This is a genomic window from Variovorax paradoxus EPS (genome assembly GCF_000184745.1).
Lineage (GTDB): Bacteria > Pseudomonadota > Gammaproteobacteria > Burkholderiales > Burkholderiaceae_C > Variovorax > Variovorax paradoxus_C.
Genome location: NC_014931.1, coordinates 5,317,961 through 5,336,912 on the forward strand (window position 1 = coordinate 5,317,961; position 18,952 = coordinate 5,336,912).

Consider the following 18,952-nt stretch of genomic DNA (forward strand, 5'->3'; position numbering starts at 1 on the left):
GCTGGACAGCGCTATCCTAGGACAGCGCTGTCCAATTCAAACTTGGTAATAACCCTTAGAAATCGCCCATGGCCGACGCCCCCGACCGACCCCGCCCCCGTTCCTCCAGCCAGGTGACGCTCGACGATGTGGCCCGCGCCTGCGGCGTGAGCCCGATCACGGTGTCGCGCGCCTTGCGCGGCGCGCGCAATGTGGCGCCCGAGCTTCAGGCGCGCGTGCAGGCGGCGGTCGACCAGCTCGGCTACATCCCCAACGTGGCGGCCCGCGCGCTGGCTTCGGCGCGCAGCTCGCATGTGGCGGTGCTGATCCCGTCACTGACCAACCAGCTCTTCGTGGAACTGCTGGAGGCGGTGCAGGACGCGCTCTCGCCGCACGGTTTCCAGTCGCTCATCGGCGTGACCCACTACGACCCTGCGCAGGAAGAAGCGCTGCTGCGCAGCTACCTCTCGCAGCGGCCGGCGGGCGTGCTGCTGACCGGCTTCGACCGCAGCGAGGCGGCCCTGCGAATGCTCGAGCGCAGCAATACGCCCTGCGTGCACCTGATGGAAACCTCCGACGCGCCCGGCGTCTACAGCGTCGGCTTCTCGCAGCGGGACGCGGGCCGCACGATCGTCGAGCACCTGCTGCAGCGCGGCCGCCGGCGCATCGCCTATGCCGCCGGCCAGCTCGATCCGCGCGTGATGATGCGGCTGGAGGGCTATCGCGAGGCATTGCGCGCGGCCGGCTGCCACGACCCGGCGCTCGAGCTGCTGGTGCCCGGCCCGACCTCCATTGCGCTGGGCGGCCGGCAGTTCGAGGACCTGCTCGCGCGCCACCCCGACGTGGACGCCATCTTCTATTGCAACGACGACCTCGCCCAGGGCGCGCTGCTCGCCGCGCTGCGCACCGGCGTTCCGGTGCCGCAGCGCGTGGCCATTGCGGGCTTCAACGACCTGGGCGGCAGCGACCAGATGCTGCCGCCGCTGACCACGGTGCGCACCCCGCGCCGCGAGATCGGCCGGCGCGCAGCCACCATGCTCTTGGCGCTGATGCGCGCGGCGCCGGTGCCCGAGCGCACTGTCGACCTGGGCTTCGACCTGGTGGTGCGGCGCAGCAGTTGAGGCGAAGGGCGGCGCGCCGCAGCCTCAGCCTCAGCGCGTTTTTTCCATCAACGTGTTCGACGGCAGCGTCTCGTCCAGCAGCTTGCGCGCCGTCTCCACGCCCGCGACCGGCAGCAGCTTCGGATCGAGCAAGCCGACCTGCACCAGCACGCTCGCCTGGTCCCAGTAGATGTGCTCGTGATAGAGCTTGTCGCCGCGGAACTTGATGACCGCGAGCAGCGGAATCTCCACGCGTTTGCCGGTCGGCGCCACGCCGGGAAGCATCCACGGGATTTCGGTCGTGTGCGTGAAGCAGAACAGCATTTCGTCGACCACTTGCGAGGCGCCCACGGTGCGCGAGATCGGCACCAGCGAGGTGTCGGGCGGGTTGCTGTTGACGAAGTGGTTCGTATAGAAGGCGTGCAGCGCCTTGTAGCCCACGCCGCCGGTCATGGTCGGGATGTGGTTCACATACGGCTCGGCCACCATGGTGCCCATCGTGTCGTCGACGTTGCGCGTGCCGAACTCGTACTCGCAATGCTTGTCCCAGAGCGCCGACAGGTCGTAGTTCGGGCCGATCGCGCCTTTCAGCGCCGCGATGCTGCGCTCGTGCGCCATCAGCGCCGAAGGCTTGTGGAAGTGCTCGCCGCCGTGGCGTGCGAAGGCGTGGTCCATGCCGGGGTACACGTAGAGCGAAACACCCGGGCGGCCCTGCAGCGCCTGCACGATGCGGTCGCGCGCCTCGGGCGGGCAGAACTTGTCGAGCTCGGCGATGTGCAGCGTGAGCGGGCGCTTGATGTGGTCGGCTTCGCCAAGCGCGGCATCGATGCCCACGCCGTAGTAGCCGACGGCCACGTCCGCATCGGTGCGGCACGCAGCCAGGTACGCGAGCTTGCCGCCGAGGCAGAAGCCGAGCACGCCGACCTTCTTGTCCTGCACCTCGGGCCGCTGGCGCAATGCGGTGATCGCGGCCTGCATGTCTTCCATGCCCTTGGCCTCGTCGAAGCCGCCGTAGAGCGCGAAGGCGCGCTGCCAGTCGGCCTCGCTGTAGCCGAGTTCGACATCGGGCTCCTGGCGCCAGAAGAGGTCGGGCACCAGCACCACGTAGCCTTCTTCCGCGTAGTAATCGGCCACCTCGCGCATCGTGTAATTGATGCCGAAGATTTCCTGCGCGATCACGAGGCCGGGGCCGCTGCCGGCTTTGGGCAATGCGAGGTAGCCGTTGAAACTGCCGCTGCCGTCGGTGGCCTGGATGCGGATTTTTTGCTGCATGTGAACTGCTCCGTGGATGAGGTGGGGTGGTGAAGCGGGCCGCGTGCTCACTGCTGCATGCATTCCGGATGCCTTGTCGTCACCTGGTAATAGCCTGAATGAAAGACCAGCGGCTCGCCGTCGAAGCGATCGTAGCGCTCGACCTCGCCAATGAAGATCAGATGGTCTCCGCCGTCGTACTGCTTCACGTTGCGGCAGGTGAAGCGGGCGATGACGCCGTCCAGCAGCGGCACGCCGGCTGTGCCCTCACAGCAGTCCACACCGCCGAACTTGTCGGCTTGCGGTGTGGAGAACTGCCGCGACAGGTGATGCTGGTTCGCGGCCAGCACATTGATCGCGAAGTGGCTGGCACCGGTGAAGTCGGCCAGGCTCGGCGCTTGTCGCGCGAGGCTCCACAGCACCAGCGGCGGATCGAGTGACACCGACGAGAACGAATTGGCGGTCATGCCCACGCGGCGGCCGTCGATGGCTCGCGTGGTGATGACAGTGACGCCGGTGCTGAACTGGCCGAGCGCCTTGCGGAAGTCACGCCGGTCGAAGCGGTCGACCACGGCCTCGCGCGCCCGCGCCTCCAGGAAGCGGTCGGCCTCGGCGGCGTCGAACCACCAGGGCGCGAAAGCGCGCGGATCGTCGAAGCCGTTGACGATGGTGCTCGCCACCGCGGGCATGTGGGTCGCGCTCTGCAGCAGCTTCAGGAGGTGCGGCTTCGGCGGTGCGAGCAGGCTGTTCGTCCAGTCGGTGGCCCAGCGCGCATAGCCTTCCCAGTAGCGGTCGAAGGTCTCCTGCATCCATGCGGCATCGAACGGTGCGTCGCCGTGTTCGAGGATGCGCTTGAGGTAGATGTCCGCGCACTTGGCCGCGTTGTTCGCCCCCTGCCCCGTGATCGGATCGTTGAGCACCACCGCATCTGCCAGGCCCAGTACCTGGCGACCCGAGGGCAGCGTGGCGACGGGCTTGCGCACCGTGGGCGTGAAGCGTCCGGTGAGGATGCCGTTGTCGTCGGTCAACTCGATGTGGGTGCAGCGCTCGGCCTCCCACGGCAGGAAAGTTTCGAGAATCCATTTGCTGCGCGCGAGGTGTTCCTGCGGCGTCTTCACGTCAACCCAGCAATCCATCGGCCCGCCGGGCACGCCTTCGAACACCATGATCTCGCACGGCCCCGAGGTGGTCAGCGCCGGGAACACGAAGTACTCGCCCACGCCCGGAATCAGGTTGAAGCACACGCGCGCATACGGCTCGGCGGGCTTCATGCCCTTCACATAGGTGAGCGCCAGCGCGCGCTGCGGCTGGTCGCACGGGGAGCGCGCCTCGTCGCGCTCGAACAGTTTCGAGATCTCGCCCTTGCCGCTCGCCACGACCACGAGGTCGTGCAGTGGCGCGCAGGTCTCCAGGTCGTCGAGGCCCACGTCCTTCAACACCAGCCGGCCGCCGCGTTTCTCGAACTCGTCCATCCACGCGGGAATCTTCAGCCGCTGGTCGACTGACTGCGCCGGCCCGTCGAGCCGCGAGTGCCATTCGATCGCCTTGCCGCCTTCGGGGTTGCGCACCGCGATGCCGATGCCTTCGATGGCGGGGCATTCGTCTGCCCACCCGTCCAGGCCGAGTTCGCGCTCGGTCTGCAGCGCGGTCTCGAACATGCACTGGCTGGACATCACCGGCCCTTCGAGGATCTCCCGCGCCGAGCGGTTCGAAAAAACCGTCACCTCGTGCCCCGCGCGCTGCAGGCCGAGCGCGAGCTGCATGCCGGACTGTCCGGCGCCGACGATGGCCACGCGTTGCTTCATGGGTTCGCTCCGGGCTACGCGACAGCCGCGCAAGTGGCGATGTAGCGCTCCGATTCCGCGGCATCCGCGAACCACGGGAAGAAGGTGCGCGGATCGTCGAAGCCGTTGGCGAAGGCGCTCGCCAGCGGCGGCACCGCGCCGGCACTGCCGAGCAGGTTGAGCACATGGGGCGGCGGCGGCGCGAGCAGCATGTTGGTCCACTGCGTGACCCACTGCGCATAGCCGAACCAGTAGCGGTCGAAGGTCTGCTGCATCCAGGCCGCATCGGCCGCGCCGTCGCCGCGCGCGAGGATGCTCTTCAGATAGGTGTCGGCGCACTTGGCCGCGTTGTTGGAGCCCTGCCCCGTGATCGGATCGTTGAGCACCACCACATCGGCCAGGCCCAGCACCTTGCGGCCCGAGGGCAATGTCGCGACGGGCTTGCGCACCGTCGGCGCGAAGCGGCCCGCGAGGATGCCGTTGTCGTCCGTCAGCTCGATGTCCTTGCAGCGCTCGGCCTCCCACGGCGTGAAGGTGTCGAGGATCCACTTGCTGCGCGCGAGATGCTCCTCGGGTGTCTTCACGTCGGCCCAGCAGTCCATCGGGCCGCCAGGCACGCCTTCGAACACCATGATCTCGCACGGCCCCGTCGTGGTCAGCGCCGGGAACACGAAGTACTCGCCCACGCCCGGAATCAGGTTGAAGCAAACCGCCGAGAACGGCTCGCGCGGCGCCATGCCCTTCACATAGGTGAGCGCCAGGGCACGCTGCGGCTTGTCGTAGGGCGACTTGTGCGCATCGCGTTCGAAGAGCTTCGAAATCTCGCCCTTGCCGCTCGCCACCAGCGTGAGGTCGTGGCTCTGCGTGCAGGCTTCGAGCTCGTCGATGCCCGCATCCTTGAAGACGAGCTCGCCGCCCTTTTTCTGGAACTCGTCCATCCACGCCGGGATCTTCAGGCGCTGGTCGACCGACTGCGCGCTCGCGTTCAGCCGCGCGGCCCAGTCGATGACCTTGGCGCCCTTCTGCTCGGGATGCGGCACGGCCAGGCCGATGCCGTCCACCGTGGGGCAGTCGCTCGCCCAGTGGTCCAGGCCCAGGTCGCGCTCGATCTGCAGCGAGGTGTCGAACATGCACTGGCTCGACATGACCTTGCCGCGGCGGATGTCCTCCCCCGTGCGGTTGCTGAACATCGTGACCTCGTAGCCTGCCGCGAGCAGGCCGAGACCCAGTTGCAGGCCCGACTGGCCCGCGCCGACGATGGCGATTCGCTTCATTGCTTTGCTCCTTGATGCTCCGCGAGGAGCTAGTCCATCAACAGGGGAATGGCGGGCGCGGCCTGCTCGGGGCCCATGGCGGAATAGCCGCCGTCCACCGCGTAGTCGGCGCCGGTCACGAAGCTCGCGTGGTCGGAGCACAGGAACAGCACCACCTGCGCCACCTCGTCCGGATCGCCCACGCGCCCGAGCAGATGGAAGGGCGCGGCCACGCGGTCGGTCTTGGCGCGGTCGTTGCCGCTCAGGCGCTCCATCACGGCCGACCAGGTCCAGCCCGGCGACACGCTGTTCACCCGGATGTTGTCCTGCGCGAGGTCCATCGCCATGTTGCGGGTGAGCTGCGCCATCGCGGCCTTACTCACCGGGTAGAGCCAGCGCCCCGTCTGCGCCACGCGCGACGAGATGCTCGTGAAATTGACCACCGCGCCGCCCCCGGCCGCCACCATGTGCGGGTGCGCCGCCTGCAGCATCGCCACCGCGCTCGCCACGTTCACGTTGAACGAGGTGAGCCAGTCGGCACGCGGCGACTTGAAGCCGTCGTCCACGTACGAGCAGGCGAGGTTGACGAGAAAGTGCACGCCGCCGTGCCGCTCGGCCGCCTCGGCGACGCAGGCGTGCACCTGTGCGTCGTCGGTGATGTCGGTGCGCACGAACCGCACGCCCGCGCCGAGCGAATCGGCGAGTGCCTGGCCGTTGTCGGCATCGATGTCGGCGACGACGACCTTCACGCCGGCCGCGTGCAGCGCGCGCACCACGCCCACGCCTATCAATGTGGCGCCGCCGGTGACGATGGCGCTCTTGCCTGCGAGTCCGTTGAACATGACGCTTGCTCTCCTCGGTGGGTCGATCGGGCAGACCCGGTGGGCCTGTGTGTGGAGCGAACGTTACGAGGGGGCGGGCCTTGGGAGCATCCCGCAAACGCAGGCGATGTCCCTGGCGCGCAGGTTTTTCCGAGGGGAGGCCCGAATTGTGGGCGGGGATGGTTTTTGCTACGGTGCCTTCGCCCCATGGAAACCCTCACCACCCCCTCGTTGCCGCTGCAGCGCTACCGGCTGTTCGAGAGCCACGACATGGACGAGGCACGCGAAAGCGTCGCCCGCGTGTTCTGTCCGCACGGGCTGGTGATGCTCAAGCCGCGCACCGAGTTGGACGCCTGCCACCACAGCGCGCGGCTGCACCGGGACGTGAGCCTCAACTACGTGCAGTACGGGCCCGGCGTGCAGATCGACCCCGGGTACCTGCAGGAATTTTTCCTGCTGCAGATTCCGCTGCGCGGCGGCGCGGAGATCCGCTGCGGCGCGCAGCAGGTGGACGCCACGCCACGGCTCGCGTCGCTGCCCTCGCCCACCGAACCGCTCTCGATGCGCTGGGCCGACGACAGCCCGCACCTGATCGTGCAGCTCGCGCGCTCCGCGCTGCTCTCGCGGCTCGAATCGCTGCTGCAGGCGCCCGTCGGGCAGGCGCTGGTGTTCGACCTCGGCGTGCCGCTGGACAACCCTGTGCTGGCGCCGCTGGTGCATTTCATCGACTACCTGCGGCTCACGCTCGATGCGGGGAATGCGCTGCAGGCTGGCAGCCCGCTGGCCGAGCATGCCGAGGCTTATTTGATGTCGAGCCTGTTGATGTCGGCAGGGCACAACCACTCGCGCGCGCTCGCTGGCGATGCGCAGCGGCGACTATTGCCGCGCGTGGTGCGCAGGGCCCAGGAATACATGGCCGCGCATGCACAGGAGCCGCTGTCGCTGGCCGACGTGTGCCGGGAAGTCGGGTGCAGTGCGCGTGCGTTGCAACTGGCGTTTCGCCAGCATGCGGGGCAGGGGCCGATGGAGTTCCTGCGGGAGATGCGGCTGGACAGGGTGCGGGCCGAGCTGCGGTCGTCGGCCGGCGTCGCCGGAACCGGCGTGCGCGAGGTGGCGCAGAAGTACGGCTTCCTTCACCTGGGGCACTTCGCGGCGCAGTACCGTGCGCGCTTCGGGGAGCGGCCGTCCGAGACGCGGGGACCGCGCGGCGCCTGATGCGCACGCCCCTGCGCACAGGCGGAGGGGCAGGTCAGCGCCCGGAAATCAGGAGCCCGGCATGTGGGGCGGATGCAGTTCCACTGCCTTGGCCGCCTTCTTGCGCATCCGGATGTTGAGCAGCTCCACGCCCACCGAGAAAGCCATCGCGAAGTACACGTAGCCCTTGGGCACATGATGGTCGAAGCCCTCAGCGACCAGCACGACACCCACGACCACGAGGAAGGCCAGCGCCAGCATCTTGATGGTGGGATGGGCGGACACAAAGCGCCCGATCGGGCCCGCGAACACCATCATCAGCAGCACCGAGACCACCACCGCGGCGATCATGACGCGCACGTCGTCCACCATGCCGACCGCAGTGATGATCGAGTCCAGCGAGAACACGAGATCGATCACGATGATCTGGAGCATGACGGAGGTGAAGGTCGCCTTCGCCACGCTCGCCTTCTGTTCGTGCGCGCCCTCCAGCGACTGATGCACCTCGGTCGTGCTCTTCCAGATGAGGAACAGGCCGCCCAGGATCAGGATGAGGTCCCGCCCCGAGATCTCCTGGCTGAACACCGAGAACAGCGGCGCGACCAGCCCGACGATCCAGGCCAGCACCAGCAGCAGCCCGATGCGCATGAACATGGCCATGAACAGCCCTATCCGGCGCGCGAACTCGCGTTTGTCGGGCGGCAGCTTGTCGACCAGGATGGAGATGAAGATGATGTTGTCGATGCCCAGCACGAGCTCGAGCGCCGTCAGGGTGGCAAAGGCAATCCAGACCTGCGGGTCTGTCAGGAGTTCAAGCATCGGGGTTCTTTCAGACGGCCCCACCGGAGGGCGAAGCTGCGCGGATTCTCACCTGCGAGGGCGCATGCGGCAACGAAGAAGGGCCGCAGGTTTTCGGGGTAATTCCGTCAATGAACGAAGCGCCCTCCGGTGCCGATCATCGTCATCTCGACGAAGCGCGAGCCGCTGTGGTTGTCGGGGGTGAAGGACACGAAGAAGCCGCCCGCGTCCCACTTGTTCATCGTTTCCAGGGCGGCCAGAAGCCTCGCGCGCGTGAGATCGCGGCCCGTGCGGCGCAGCCCTTCGACCAGCGTCTTCGCGGCAAGGAATCCTTCCATCGATCCGAAGCTCATGTGCGGCACGCCGGCCTTCTGCATGGCCTGCGCATATTCGTTCTGCAGCACGGACGCCCGGCCCCATGGAAAGGGAACGACTTCGGAAACCATCACGCCCGCGCCCAGGGTGCCCAGCGCGTCGGCCAGTGCCTTGCCGCCAACGAAGGACACGCTGACGAAGCGCCCGGTGTAGCCGGCCTTCTTCATTTCCTTGATGAGTGCCGCGCTGGACACGTAGGAGCTGATCAGCGCCACGGCATCGGGACGCGCCGCCTGGAGCGCCTTGGCGGCAGCCGCCACCTCGGTGCTGTGCCGCTCGATGGCGGTGGTCGCGACGATCGGAAAGCCGCGCTTGGCCGCTGCCCTGGTCATCGCCTCGAGCCCCGCCTTGCCGTAGGCATCGTTCTGGAATAAGACCGCGACGTTCTTTGCACCGGTGACCGCCAACTGCTCGAGGATGTTTTCCGACTCGTCGAAATAACTGGCCCTGACGTTGAAGACCACGCGATTGAACGGCTGGCGCAGTGCCTCGGCACCGGTCACCGGTGCAAAGAACGGCACCTGCGCAGCCACGGCCAGGGGCAGCGCCGCCAGGGTGGTGGAGGTGCCGACATAGCCGAACAGCGCCACGGCGCGGTCCTGCTCCAGCAGGTCGGCCGTGTTGCTCGCGGTCATCTTCGGGTCGTAGGCGTCGTCCTTGGCGTGCAGCTCGATCTTTCGTCCGTGGACGCCGCCCGCCTCGTTGACCATCTGGAAGTAGACGCGCGCACCCACGTTGAACTCCGTGCCCAGTTGCGCGGAAGGGCCGCTGAACGGCGCGGACTGGCCGATCACGATGGTCGCGTCTTCCACTACCTTGTCCTTGGCGACACCCGGCAGGCTGGCAAGCCCCAGCGAGGCGGCTACGCCGGACACCAGGAGGAAACGGCGGGTCCGTGAAGCAGACGGCTTCTCAGGAAAGGGGATACGGCTGGAAGGCATGAGATGGCAGTTGGGTTTTCGAAAGGGAATTCAGCCACTGCCTCATTGCGTGTGGGGCAGGGCATGCATGCGGCGCTACCAGCGCGCCCGCAGGCCGGCAGCCCCTTGCAGCGAGGAACGTGCGAGCGCGTTGCCGCCCAGCGCAAGAAGACGGCCCAGCTAGCCATAAACGCTCGCGACCGGCGAAAGCGGCCAGGTGGAACCACCCGCCAGCGCCACGCTTCGCAGCGTGTTTTTCGATGGTCCGGGGGTGCGGTGCTCAGAAGTCCAGTTGCTTGTCCGCGTCCTGCGTCTTGCGGCGAGCCAGCGCGAGGTTGGAGCGCAGCTTGTCCAGCACGACGTAGATGAACACGCCTTCCTTGGAGACCGAGGGGCGGATGATGTGGTACTGCTTCCCGAGGGTGATCAGGATGTCTTCGACGACGTCGTTCAGGCCGAGGGCCCGCATCGTCTTGAGCTTGGTGCGCACGACCTCGGTGTTGCCGGCCGCGGCGATTTCCAGGTCCAGGCCCGAGCCCGCGGAGCCCAGGATCATTCCGCTGCCGGAATCGACGATCGCCGCGCACATGGCGCCGTCCAGCGACAGGATTTCTTCGAGGGTTTGCTTGATGGATGCCAATTCGTTCTCCAGTTAAAAATAAAAAAGTCTCAGAAAAAAATCAGGTGTCAGGCATGAAAGGGGGACGCGTCGGCAAGCGTCCTGGCGAGCTGGGCGGTCCGGTACGACACCAGCGCCAGCACAGCCGAGTCGCGGGCGATCACGTTGATGACCAGTTCGACATCGCGCCGGTACACGCTGCAGAAAACCGCGAAGCCCGACTCGGTCTGCACGATCACGCTCTTTTGGCGCCCGAGGCGCGCCTCCTCGGACACCACCTCGCTGATCGCCACGATGGAACTGGCCATGGCCGCTACGCGGGCGGGGTCCACGTCGCCGGTGACCGCGGAGGCCACGCTGAATCCGTCGATGGTGGCGATCACCGCGGCGGTCACGCCGTTCAGTTCGTCGACCAGCTTGCGCGCCTCGCGCTGCGCGAGCGCAGTGGCGGTCTTCGACAGGCCATGTGAAACAGTCATTCGTTCTCCCCTCCCAGATCGGCTTCGAGTTGCATGAGCAGCGTGTCGAGCAACAGGATCACGTCGCTGCTGTTGCGCACGTCCACGCTCAAGATCGGAAACACCCGGCCCGTGCCGGCGATCGCCTGCGCGTAGTCGTCCAGGCTGGGCACCGGATGGGTCTCCATGCGGCCCACGCCGACGGTGCAGGGAATCGTGCGCAGCGCCTCGGAAAAGCCGTTCATGTAGAGGGCCAGGTCGGCCAGCGGATCGGGGCGCGAGTTGTCGATGAGGACGACCAGGCCCAGCGCGTTGCGAACGAGGATCTTCCAGAGAAACGCGAAGCGCTCCTGCCCGGGCGTGCCGAACATGCGAACGCGGTCTCCGTTGTCCAGCGTGAGTTCGCCGAAATCCAGGCCGACGGTGGTGCGCTCCTTGGCGATCGACGTGTCGGAATTCCGCACGTCGGTCATGACCGGCGGCACATCGCTCACGCTCCCGATCGCCGTGGTCTTGCCGGCACCCACGGTGCCGGTGAAAAGGATCTTGTATTCCCTCATGACGTACCCAGCCCCAGGTGCCGGCGGATGCCGCTGATGAGGCTGCGCGCGAACGCGCCGCGCACCGGCGCGGACAACCCCTGGGCGCGCGGCAGGTGGTCCGCATGCAGCCGCGCGCTGGACGGCACCACGTGCAGCTCCAGCACGCCCGCCGAGCGCAGCGTCTGAAGAAAGGTGACGCAGCGCGACAGCGGGATCTCGCCCAGGTCGGACAGTTCGGTCGCACTCAATGCACGGCGCACCAGCAGGCTGGCCATCCGCACTTTTTCGGGGTCGTTGCGCAGCAGCAGGGCCGAGGGCCAGCGGCGCAGCGTGAAGCGCACCGACTCGGAGACCTCGATCTTCGGCACCATCTGCTCGGGCGTTACCGCTGGCACGGGCGGCACCGCCAGCAGGGTGCGCTCGGTGCTCTTCAACCATTGCTGCAGCCGGTCGGCGCGTATCGGCCGCTCCAGCGTGTGCGCATGGCTGCCGGAGTTCCTGCGCGTGAGGGTGAGCAGCGAGCCGGCCATGCGGGCAAAGCCGGCGCGCTCGGCCGCGGTTGCGCTCTCGTCGACGAGCAATGCGTCGTACGGCGGCGCGGTGACGAAGGTCCACGGAAAGGAAAGGTCGCTCGCGTAGAGCTGCACGATGGTCCGGATCACGGCGGCCTCGGCCGCCGGCAATCCGTACACACCCATTCTCAGAACGGACATGTCTTGCCCCCCGGTTGCATGAGGGTTCGCATCAGTTCACCGCCGGGACTTCGCGCCAGTTCAGGAGGCGCAGCGAGATGCCCTTGGACAGATCGGCTTTCACGGGCACCGGCCTCCCGTCGGTGCCGACGACGATGCGGGTCGACCCGTCCACGCTCACGAATCTGAGGTCGGTGACGGCGCTCGGGAAGCTCTGGTAGGCGGTTCCGGCGGGCAGCAGCACCGAGCCCCCCGTTCCGTAGTTGATGGCGTAGACCCGGCTCTGCCCCGAAGGACTGCAGGCATCGCCGGTGGTCAGCAGGCTGGAGAAAGCCACGATGCCGTTGAAGGCCGCCGGGCTGGACACAAGACGCCAGCCGACACCGGTGTCCACACCCAGGTCCAGATACCAGCCCGGTGAAGTGTTCGAGAGGCTGATGCCCTTGAGCACATCGTCCACCTTCGTGAGCTGGCTGCGCGTGATGGGCGTGGTCACTGCATTGAAGCCCCCTGCCGTTCCGTCCACGATGGCGTAGAACGACTGCGGTGCCTTCGAATTCACGTCCGAGGCGTCCAGCAGCTTGCCGGTACCGAGCAGCACGAAACGCTTGCGTGTGACGGGGTTGATCTCGATCAGCGGCGCGGTGGTGACCGGTTGGGCGTTGCCCGATGCGTCGGTCAGCGTGGCCAGCAAGGTCGGCGCCGGATAGCTGCTGCCCTTGGCGGCGGTGAGATCGAAGCGCCAGAGCTGCCCGTCGAGATCCGCTGCATAGACGGCATCCGCGGTGTTGTCGGCATGGTCGGCCACGTAGGCGGACGCCTGCGCGAGACCGTTGGAGGCGGTGGGCGTTCCCATCTTCTCGAGCAATGCACCGGTCCTCGGATCGACGATGTACAGGTAGCCCTTGCCGTCGCTGTTGTTGTAGCCCGAGGTGAGGATCACGACCCAGCCGTACTTATCCGTCTTCACGGCCATGGGTGCGCCATAGCTGTAGCCCATGGTGGCGTCGGTGAATTCCCATTTCACCTTGCGTGCCACCGCGGTTTCGCTGTCCATGTTTGCCGGGTCGGTCACGTCGATGGCGTAGTAGCTCTTGCCGCCCTTGCCCAGCCCGCCGACCAGCAGGCTGTGCCACTTGGTGCTGTTGCCGTTGCCGTTGCCGTTGCCGTTGCCGTTGCCGTTACCGTTGCCGTTGCCGTTACCGTTGCCGTTGCCGTTGCCCTTGGTGGTGGAGGCGCCGCCGGCGTTGTTCAGGTCGATGTCGAACACCAGCGGCGTCGCATCCACGTAGTAGCGGTGGGCGTACTTGGGACTTCCAAGCTGCGCCAGTCCATCCACTTGCGGCGTGCCGTTCGGCCCCTGGAACAAGGCGCTCGGCACATAGGCGAACTGCTCGGTCCCGGAGTTGGTGCCGTCGAGGGCGCCATTGAATGCATGCAGCATGCCGTCGTTGGCACCGACGTAGACCATGGTGGGGCGCGCGGCCCACTTGGTCTTGAAGGCCGTGTAGCCCGGGTTGCTCTTCTCCGAGAAACTGGTCGCGGGCGGCCCGACAGGCATGACCTTCGAATTGACGATGTCGCCCAGCAGCAGGGACCGGCTGCGCAGTGCCCGTGTGCTTTCGGCCGCCGTCGAGGTGCCTTCGTTCTTGCGATCGCCGCGCAGGTAGTTGAGGTAGTCGGTGCTGCTCGTGGTGCTGGCGTAGGCGGGCGCGAGGGCGGCCAGTTGTGCCGACGTCACGCTGCCGGCGCGGAAGGCCACGCCCTTGTTGCCGTCCCATGTCGCGACGCGGCGCGCCGTGTCCCAGCCGCCATTGGCCAACTGGGCTTCGAGCGTGGTGCTGGTGGTCCAGACGGGTGCGGCGGACGGCGTACCGTCGCTGGCGAAGGTGAGCTTGCTGGCGGTGACCACGCCCGTCCATCCCTTGGAGTCGTACTGCGATGCATAGGAGGCGCTGCCGGTGGAGGCCGCCTGCGCCGTGGAAAGCGAAAAGGACGTGGTGTAGGCCTTGATGGCGTTGGCGATGTCGGTGAACGCCGCCCTGAGGCCGCTCACCATCTGCCCGGCATTGCCGGCCAGGAAGTAGTTGTCGGGCCGCAGGCGCTTGTTGCCGTTCATGTCGATGCTGTCGCCCGAGGTGTTCCACCATTCCTGCGCGAGCGGCGTGGTGGTGGCCGGGTCGTAGTTCGCGGGCACGCTGAAGCCGCCGTATTTGGTTGCCAGGTAGTACGGGTTCAGGTCTTCGGCCCGCTGGTACTCCATGACGTCCATCCAGTAGGTGGAGATGTTCTGCATGCCGGCCAGATCGGGGCGGATGTCGTTCACGTGCGCGCCGTAGGCCAGGCCGGCGATGTAGTAGGTCGTATCGCTGCCGCCGGTCTTCCACCACGGCGTCGGCGCCTTGAAGCCTTCCATCACCTGCAGGTTCTTCGTCCAGGCATCCGCCTTGTTCAGCGAGTCCGCGGCGACCGTCGCGGGATTGCCTCGCCAGCTCGTCACCGCGCTTCCGCCCACGTTGTAGTCGTAGTGGGTGTGGTCGTCGCCGATGCCCAGAATGAAATTCTTCTGGCACGAATAGGAAATGGGGTCCTTGCCGCTCCAGTCGGTCACTGCGGGAAAACCGTCGAGCTTGGCCTCCCTGCCCTCCACGTTGGCCGCCACCGAGTTGGTCCATTCAGGGACGTTGCCCAGGTTCTCGAAGTACCGCACGGCAGCGTAGTAGAGCTCGCTGACGTTGTCGTACGTCATGTAGTTCTTGGCGGACTGGCCGAACTTGTTGAGGTAGTTCATCACCCCGCTCTGCACGACGCCGCTCGCCGTGGCCGACACCGCGTCGGGGTTGGTGTTCATGATGCCGGTGGCGGCATCCCACTCGCCGCGCGTGTTGGTGACCACCGCGGTGGACAGCGGCTGCGGATACGTCGGGCCGATGAAGCCCATCGGCGCGCGCATCACGCCGCCCTGCTGCGAGATGCCGCCGGCGTTCAGGAACGAGAAGGTGCCGTAGCGGATCTTGTTGGCGTTCTGCTGCAGCAAGCCTTCGGGCTTGTAGTTGGTGCCGTACTTGACGCAGTTGGCCTCCACGCCGCCGGCACCGGCCGAGGTGTCGCAGACCTTGACGCGCACATAGACCTGGTAGATGGCGTCCGTCTTCTTCGCGTCGTTGGCAGCGCCGACATCCTTCAGGTCGCCTCCCGTGCCGTTGGGGTTGCCCGTCCCGGTGAACACCATGGTGTTGCCGCGCGACCAGATGCTCGTATTGAAGTTGCTCCAGTTGCCGAACGGCGTGACCGAGGAAATCGATGCCTTCGGCAGCTTGTGCCCGCCTCCCTGATCGGTGCCGCGCAGCGGGAAATTGGTGATGTTGCCCTGGGCGGAGCCCCAACCCTTCTCCAGGATGGTTTCGCTCGTGGTGTCCACGCTTCGATAGCCGCCCGAGAGCGCCCAGCGGAATGGGTCGATGGTCTGCATCGTGGCCCAGTTCATGAAGTTGCCGCTCCACTGTCCCGAACAACTGTGCTTGTTGGTGCCGGTGGACGCGCCGGCCGGCTGGAAGTAGCTGGCGGATGCAGCGCTGTCCTTCACCGCCGGCGCGACGTAGGTGTACGTGTAGCACTTGCGCGGATCGAAGTAGCCCAGGTACTCCGTGGCGTCGGCGTAGTCGTTGAGGTTGGCCACGCTGATCGCGGTGGGGTATTCCACCGACAGCGCCAGCGCAAGATTTCCCGGCACGTCGGACGAGGCGAACACGGGCTGGTCCGACAGCTTGGCGGTGGTCGCCAGCGCGGCCGGCGACGACAGGCCCAGGCAGATGGCCGCGATCGCCCCGATGCTGGAGACCACGGTCGATGGACGACAAAAAGCGCTTGTCATGGGGATGCGGTGCTTTCGTGCTCTGGCTTGGTGAACGTCGATTGCGTGAACACCTGCGTGTCGCGCGGGCCGGTGACGCGCAGGCTCAGGCGGTAGATCGTGGCGGTGGGTGGCGTCGGGGGCGGCGTGGGACTGGCCGTGCCGCCGGCCGGAGCCGCGGACGACTGCACGCAGCCGGTGCTGGTGGCCGGGCCGGTGCTGGTGCAGAGGCGGTCGATCACGTAGCGGATGCTGATCTGCGCCGCCGCGTCGGTGATGTCGTTGGAATCCTTGCCCACGGCGCCGAAGGCCTTGTCGTCCAGCAACGCCAGCGGTACGCCCTGCGTGTTGGTGTCGAGCTTGGTCGCCTTGAAGTTTTCGCCCGGCAGATCGTCGGTCGCGTTCGCAAGCGCACCGCCGCTGGCCAGCTTGTTGGCCAGCACGAGGGACACGGCCCGCTCGCCCTGGTTCACCAGGTCGCGCCGGAAGGCCAGGTTGCCGGCGGAGGTCAGTGACGTGTTCATGGACCGCACCACCGCGACCCCGCCGGCCAGGAGGATCACGAGCACGATGAGGCACAGCAGCAGGACGACGCCGCGCTGGTGTCGCCTCCGCGGAAAGAAGCTTGGATTCTTCATGGCAGCAGCAGCATGTTGCGCAGCGGGACGGTGAATTCGACGATCCGATGGCGGTAGTGCTGGTCGTCGTCGCCCAGCGTCACGGTCTGTGAAATTGGATTCTTCGCGGCGTCCTGGAAGTCATCGCCGAAGAGCTTCAGCTTGGCGGGCGACACCGCCTCTTTTTCCCTGTTCGCGCTGCGCATGACCAGCGCCACGCGAACGGCGACGATCTTTCGCATCGTCTCGGGCGTCTGCATGACGGTGGCGATGTCGAAGCCCGCGGCGCCCGGGTCCGTCCAGTTGTCGAGCATGCCGTCGCCGTTGGTGTCCACGCCGTAGATGGCGTGCAGTTCGGCCACGCCGTCGGCCAGCGCCTGTGTCGCACCGCCGGCGCCCAGCAGCAGGTCGTAGCCGACGAGCGTGCGGTTGTCGCCCACGCCGAAGAGCTGGAACTGCACGTTGCCGTTCGCGGGATTGCCCAGCGGCGTGACGTAGGTGGAGGTGCTGGCCGCCAATGTCTCCATCGACGTGGACTTGCCGGCCGTGTAGTAGGCACCGCCCAACGTCAGCACCTTCGCCGTGGTGCCAGAGACCTGTTCGAGCAAACAGTCCGTCGTGCCTTGCTGGCTGACCAGCACGAGGTCGCCCGCGGACACGCCGACCGTGTTGTCCATCGCGAGCGTCGTCGCGCTGCCCGGGTCCGTCAGGCCGCGCGGCACGCCGCCGGCCACAGCATCGCCGCCCATGACCACCAGCACGTCGGAGCCGGTATCGGACTGGCTCTTGCCGATGAGCACGGGCGCCACGCGCAGGTCGGACGTGGTGCCGGGCAGAAAGGCCTTCTTGAACGGTGCGGGGAAGGCGCCGGTGGGCAGCAGGGCCGCCGCATTGAGCTTGCAGCCGAACACGCCCCGGTCGGTCGGCTGCACCGACTGGACCAGGCTCGAGCCAGCACTGCGCAGCGCACGATCGAGCACATAGGCCGCATAGGCGCCGGCCTGCTCCATGTCGTTGGTGGAGGTGGTGACGCGCCGATGCGCCTCGCCCACCACGACAATGCTGGCCACGGCCAGCGTCACGATCAGGCCGATGAGCATCGCGACCAGCAGTTCGATCAGTGTGAGACCGCGCTGCTTCATGGGAGCGTCACCCGCGTGGTGAGCGTGCTGCTCTGTTGTTCAGCCTTCGCACCTGAGCGGCCGGGCGCCTTCCAGGTGATGGCGATGTCGGCGCTGTTGGTGGTGCCCGATACCGCGGTGACGGTCACCGCGCCGTTCGGCAAGCCTGCGCTGGCGACGTCGCTCACGCGTTTCTGCCAGGTCGAACCGGCGCCCGTGTTCACTGCAACCGACTTGCCCAGCCACATCGTGCTGGCGATGTCGTTGGCCAGCAGAGCGGCGCGGTTGCGGTCCTGCGCATCCGTCGACAGGCTGATGGCGCGCGCCTGCAAGCCGATCAGCCCGAGGATGCCCAGCGAAAACAACAGGACGGAGACCAGCACTTCCAACAGGGCGACGCCGGACTGCCTCGCGCCGGAGGGCTTCTTCAAAGAGAACTTCTTCATGGGCAACCGTCGGGAGAATCTGCAAGCTTTCGGGCCGGATCGCACATGCGCACCTGCCCCCCCAGGCCGAGCAGCACGCGCAGCGGGCGGTCCGAGCCATTCGCGGCGATGTCGTACGCAAAGACCGGTGAGTCGGTGTTGCAGCTCGCGCCGTCCACGCCGGTATCGCTGTTCGCCACGAGGCGGCCCATGGCGTTGAAGCAGACGGCCGCTGCGCCCTTGACCTGCGCGCCGGCCGCCACATCCGACAGCACGCCGGCCTGCACGAACACGTTGCTTGCGTCCAGGCTCGACTTGGCAACGTTGAGCGACCAGTTGCTTCCGTTAGCCGCGGCGGTCAGGCCGTTCTGCGGCGCGGCGCTGTTCGTGAGCGAGAAGACCATGGGCCGGCTTCGGCGCAGGGCCTCGGTCTGTGCAAGGCGCAAGCCGTTCTGCAGCGAGTCGCTCACCGTGCGGACCTTGTTGTTGGCGATCCAGGTCGTGAACGACGGCATGGCCAGCATCGTCAGGATGCCCAGCAGCGTGACGGTCACCATCATCTCGATCAGCGTGAACCCCAACGCGTGGCGCCGGTGATTGTTCATGTGGGGCACGCCTGGCCTCGCTTGGTCACCCAGGCCTTGTCGCAGCCCTTCCAGCCGGAAACGCTCTCGATCGTGGTGCTTTGAAGACCAAGTTGGTCGACCGTGAAAGTGAACCCCTTGGTGGGTCCGCTGCCGACGGCCTGCAATGTGTAGGTGGTCGATGTGGCAGCGGGCGCCGACGCGCACGACAACTGGAAGGTGCCCGAGACGTTGGCTCTGCTGGTGGTGGCGGTGCAAGGCGGCACGAACGAACCGGTCTTGAGATAGGTCCGGTTGTCCTGGTAGTAGCGCTCCATGTCCGCGCGCATGGTCGCCAGACCGTTGGTGCCATCGACCAATTGGCCGCGCAGCACGTAGTCGCGGTAGCTGGGCAGCGCGATCGACGCGAGGATGGCCACGATGGCCACGGTGATCATTACCTCGATCAGCGTGAAGCCGGCAATGCTCCGGCCCGCGACCACGGCCGCATGTGGCCGCCTCGCCGTCCTCAAGATTTGTATTTGCATTGCTGTTTTCCAACCACAAAAAACCTGACTCTCGTCGGT

At 66.8% G+C, this 18,952-nt stretch carries 18 protein-coding genes and 1 pseudogene; 2 read left to right on the top strand and 17 right to left on the bottom strand.

The annotated features are described in order from the left end of the window. Nucleotides 1-68 precede the first annotated feature (68 nt). Nucleotides 69-1,100, top strand: coding sequence for a LacI family DNA-binding transcriptional regulator (locus tag VARPA_RS24440; protein ID WP_013543268.1), 1,032 nt, complete (start codon nt 69-71; stop codon nt 1,098-1,100). Between the two features lie 30 nt (nt 1,101-1,130). Here VARPA_RS24440 and VARPA_RS24445 read toward each other — a convergent pair whose 3' ends face one another. The 5 genes and pseudogenes from VARPA_RS24445 to VARPA_RS24460 form a co-directional block, all read right to left on the bottom strand. After that, the gene (locus tag VARPA_RS24445; RefSeq protein WP_013543269.1) at nt 1,131-2,351 is read right to left on the bottom strand and encodes a dienelactone hydrolase family protein; all 1,221 of its coding nucleotides are present in this window, start codon (nt 2,349-2,351) and stop codon (nt 1,131-1,133) included. Nucleotides 2,352-2,398: 47 nt separating this feature from the next. Next, a complete protein-coding gene (locus VARPA_RS31740) occupies nt 2,399-2,926 on the bottom strand; it encodes a flavin reductase family protein (protein WP_234975120.1) in 528 nt (175 codons plus the stop codon). After that, nucleotides 2,903-4,135 (bottom strand): annotated as a pseudogene (locus VARPA_RS31915) (styrene monooxygenase/indole monooxygenase family protein); the annotation flags it as partial. The pseudogene VARPA_RS31915 and the gene VARPA_RS31740, both read right to left, overlap by 24 nt. Nucleotides 4,136-4,149: 14 nt before the next feature. Then, on the bottom strand, nt 4,150-5,388 hold the full coding sequence (locus VARPA_RS24455) for a styrene monooxygenase/indole monooxygenase family protein (protein ID WP_013543271.1): 1,239 nt from the start codon (nt 5,386-5,388) through the stop codon (nt 4,150-4,152). A gap of 29 nt (nt 5,389-5,417) precedes the next feature. Further along, nucleotides 5,418-6,209, bottom strand: coding sequence for an SDR family oxidoreductase (locus VARPA_RS24460; RefSeq protein ID WP_013543272.1), 792 nt, complete (start codon nt 6,207-6,209; stop codon nt 5,418-5,420). Nucleotides 6,210-6,395: 186 nt separating this feature from the next. Between VARPA_RS24460 and VARPA_RS24465 the strand changes: the two genes are divergently transcribed. Continuing rightward, nucleotides 6,396-7,403 (top strand): AraC family transcriptional regulator, encoded by a 1,008-nt coding sequence (locus VARPA_RS24465; protein WP_013543273.1) that lies wholly within the window; start codon nt 6,396-6,398, stop codon nt 7,401-7,403. Between the two features lie 48 nt (nt 7,404-7,451). Here VARPA_RS24465 and VARPA_RS24470 read toward each other — a convergent pair whose 3' ends face one another. The 12 genes from VARPA_RS24470 to VARPA_RS24525 form a co-directional block, all read right to left on the bottom strand. Then, nucleotides 7,452-8,201, bottom strand: a complete 750-nt coding sequence (locus VARPA_RS24470) for a TerC family protein (RefSeq protein ID WP_013543274.1) — start codon at nt 8,199-8,201, stop codon at nt 7,452-7,454. Nucleotides 8,202-8,308: 107 nt separating this feature from the next. Continuing rightward, the gene (locus VARPA_RS24475; protein ID WP_234974832.1) at nt 8,309-9,430 is read right to left on the bottom strand and encodes an ABC transporter substrate-binding protein; all 1,122 of its coding nucleotides are present in this window, start codon (nt 9,428-9,430) and stop codon (nt 8,309-8,311) included. Between the two features lie 325 nt (nt 9,431-9,755). Further along, nucleotides 9,756-10,115 carry a hypothetical protein gene (locus VARPA_RS24480; protein WP_013543276.1) on the bottom strand — a complete coding sequence of 120 codons (360 nt, stop codon included), beginning with the start codon at nt 10,113-10,115 and terminating at the stop codon, nt 9,756-9,758. A gap of 47 nt (nt 10,116-10,162) precedes the next feature. Next, nucleotides 10,163-10,573 carry a roadblock/LC7 domain-containing protein gene (locus VARPA_RS24485; protein ID WP_013543277.1) on the bottom strand — a complete coding sequence of 137 codons (411 nt, stop codon included), beginning with the start codon at nt 10,571-10,573 and terminating at the stop codon, nt 10,163-10,165. After that, nucleotides 10,570-11,112 carry a GTP-binding protein gene (locus VARPA_RS24490; protein ID WP_013543278.1) on the bottom strand — a complete coding sequence of 181 codons (543 nt, stop codon included), beginning with the start codon at nt 11,110-11,112 and terminating at the stop codon, nt 10,570-10,572. Before VARPA_RS24490 ends, VARPA_RS24485 begins: the two co-directional genes overlap by 4 nt. Beyond that, on the bottom strand, nt 11,109-11,807 hold the full coding sequence (locus VARPA_RS24495; protein ID WP_013543279.1) for a hypothetical protein: 699 nt from the start codon (nt 11,805-11,807) through the stop codon (nt 11,109-11,111). Before VARPA_RS24495 ends, VARPA_RS24490 begins: the two co-directional genes overlap by 4 nt. Nucleotides 11,808-11,838: 31 nt before the next feature. After that, nucleotides 11,839-15,660: a pilus assembly protein gene (locus tag VARPA_RS24500; protein WP_013543280.1), complete on the bottom strand. Its 3,822-nt coding sequence runs from the start codon at nt 15,658-15,660 to the stop codon at nt 11,839-11,841. Further along, nucleotides 15,657-16,277, bottom strand: coding sequence for a hypothetical protein (locus VARPA_RS24505; protein WP_013543281.1), 621 nt, complete (start codon nt 16,275-16,277; stop codon nt 15,657-15,659). The genes VARPA_RS24500 and VARPA_RS24505 overlap by 4 nt, the downstream gene beginning before the upstream one ends. Next, nucleotides 16,274-17,398, bottom strand: a complete 1,125-nt coding sequence (locus VARPA_RS24510) for a PilW family protein (protein ID WP_013543282.1) — start codon at nt 17,396-17,398, stop codon at nt 16,274-16,276. Before VARPA_RS24510 ends, VARPA_RS24505 begins: the two co-directional genes overlap by 4 nt. Next, a complete protein-coding gene (gene pilV, locus VARPA_RS24515; protein ID WP_013543283.1) occupies nt 17,395-17,823 on the bottom strand; it encodes a type IV pilus modification protein PilV in 429 nt (142 codons plus the stop codon). Before pilV ends, VARPA_RS24510 begins: the two co-directional genes overlap by 4 nt. Continuing rightward, nucleotides 17,820-18,407, bottom strand: a complete 588-nt coding sequence (locus VARPA_RS24520; RefSeq protein ID WP_013543284.1) for a GspH/FimT family pseudopilin — start codon at nt 18,405-18,407, stop codon at nt 17,820-17,822. Before VARPA_RS24520 ends, pilV begins: the two co-directional genes overlap by 4 nt. After that, nucleotides 18,404-18,913, bottom strand: coding sequence for a type IV pilin protein (locus VARPA_RS24525; RefSeq protein WP_013543285.1), 510 nt, complete (start codon nt 18,911-18,913; stop codon nt 18,404-18,406). Before VARPA_RS24525 ends, VARPA_RS24520 begins: the two co-directional genes overlap by 4 nt. Between the last annotated feature and the right edge of the window lie 39 nt (nt 18,914-18,952).

Bases quoted from the DNA above. Each gene is read 5' to 3' on its own strand.
- VARPA_RS24440 (WP_013543268.1), top strand. From the start codon at position 69: ATGGCCGACGCCCCCGACCGACCCCGCCCCCGTTCCTCCAGCCAGGTG.
- VARPA_RS24445 (WP_013543269.1), bottom strand. From the start codon at position 2,351: ATGCAGCAAAAAATCCGCATCCAGGCCACCGACGGCAGCGGCAGTTTC.
- VARPA_RS24455 (WP_013543271.1), bottom strand. From the start codon at position 5,388: ATGAAGCGAATCGCCATCGTCGGCGCGGGCCAGTCGGGCCTGCAACTG.
- VARPA_RS24460 (WP_013543272.1), bottom strand. From the start codon at position 6,209: ATGTTCAACGGACTCGCAGGCAAGAGCGCCATCGTCACCGGCGGCGCC.
- VARPA_RS24465 (WP_013543273.1), top strand. From the start codon at position 6,396: ATGGAAACCCTCACCACCCCCTCGTTGCCGCTGCAGCGCTACCGGCTG.
- VARPA_RS24470 (WP_013543274.1), bottom strand. From the start codon at position 8,201: ATGCTTGAACTCCTGACAGACCCGCAGGTCTGGATTGCCTTTGCCACC.
- VARPA_RS24485 (WP_013543277.1), bottom strand. From the start codon at position 10,573: ATGACTGTTTCACATGGCCTGTCGAAGACCGCCACTGCGCTCGCGCAG.
- VARPA_RS24490 (WP_013543278.1), bottom strand. From the start codon at position 11,112: ATGAGGGAATACAAGATCCTTTTCACCGGCACCGTGGGTGCCGGCAAG.
- VARPA_RS24495 (WP_013543279.1), bottom strand. From the start codon at position 11,807: ATGTCCGTTCTGAGAATGGGTGTGTACGGATTGCCGGCGGCCGAGGCC.
- VARPA_RS24500 (WP_013543280.1), bottom strand. From the start codon at position 15,660: ATGACAAGCGCTTTTTGTCGTCCATCGACCGTGGTCTCCAGCATCGGG.
- VARPA_RS24505 (WP_013543281.1), bottom strand. From the start codon at position 16,277: ATGAAGAATCCAAGCTTCTTTCCGCGGAGGCGACACCAGCGCGGCGTC.
- VARPA_RS24510 (WP_013543282.1), bottom strand. From the start codon at position 17,398: ATGAAGCAGCGCGGTCTCACACTGATCGAACTGCTGGTCGCGATGCTC.
- pilV (WP_013543283.1), bottom strand. From the start codon at position 17,823: ATGAAGAAGTTCTCTTTGAAGAAGCCCTCCGGCGCGAGGCAGTCCGGC.
- VARPA_RS24520 (WP_013543284.1), bottom strand. From the start codon at position 18,407: ATGAACAATCACCGGCGCCACGCGTTGGGGTTCACGCTGATCGAGATG.
- VARPA_RS24525 (WP_013543285.1), bottom strand. From the start codon at position 18,913: ATGCAAATACAAATCTTGAGGACGGCGAGGCGGCCACATGCGGCCGTG.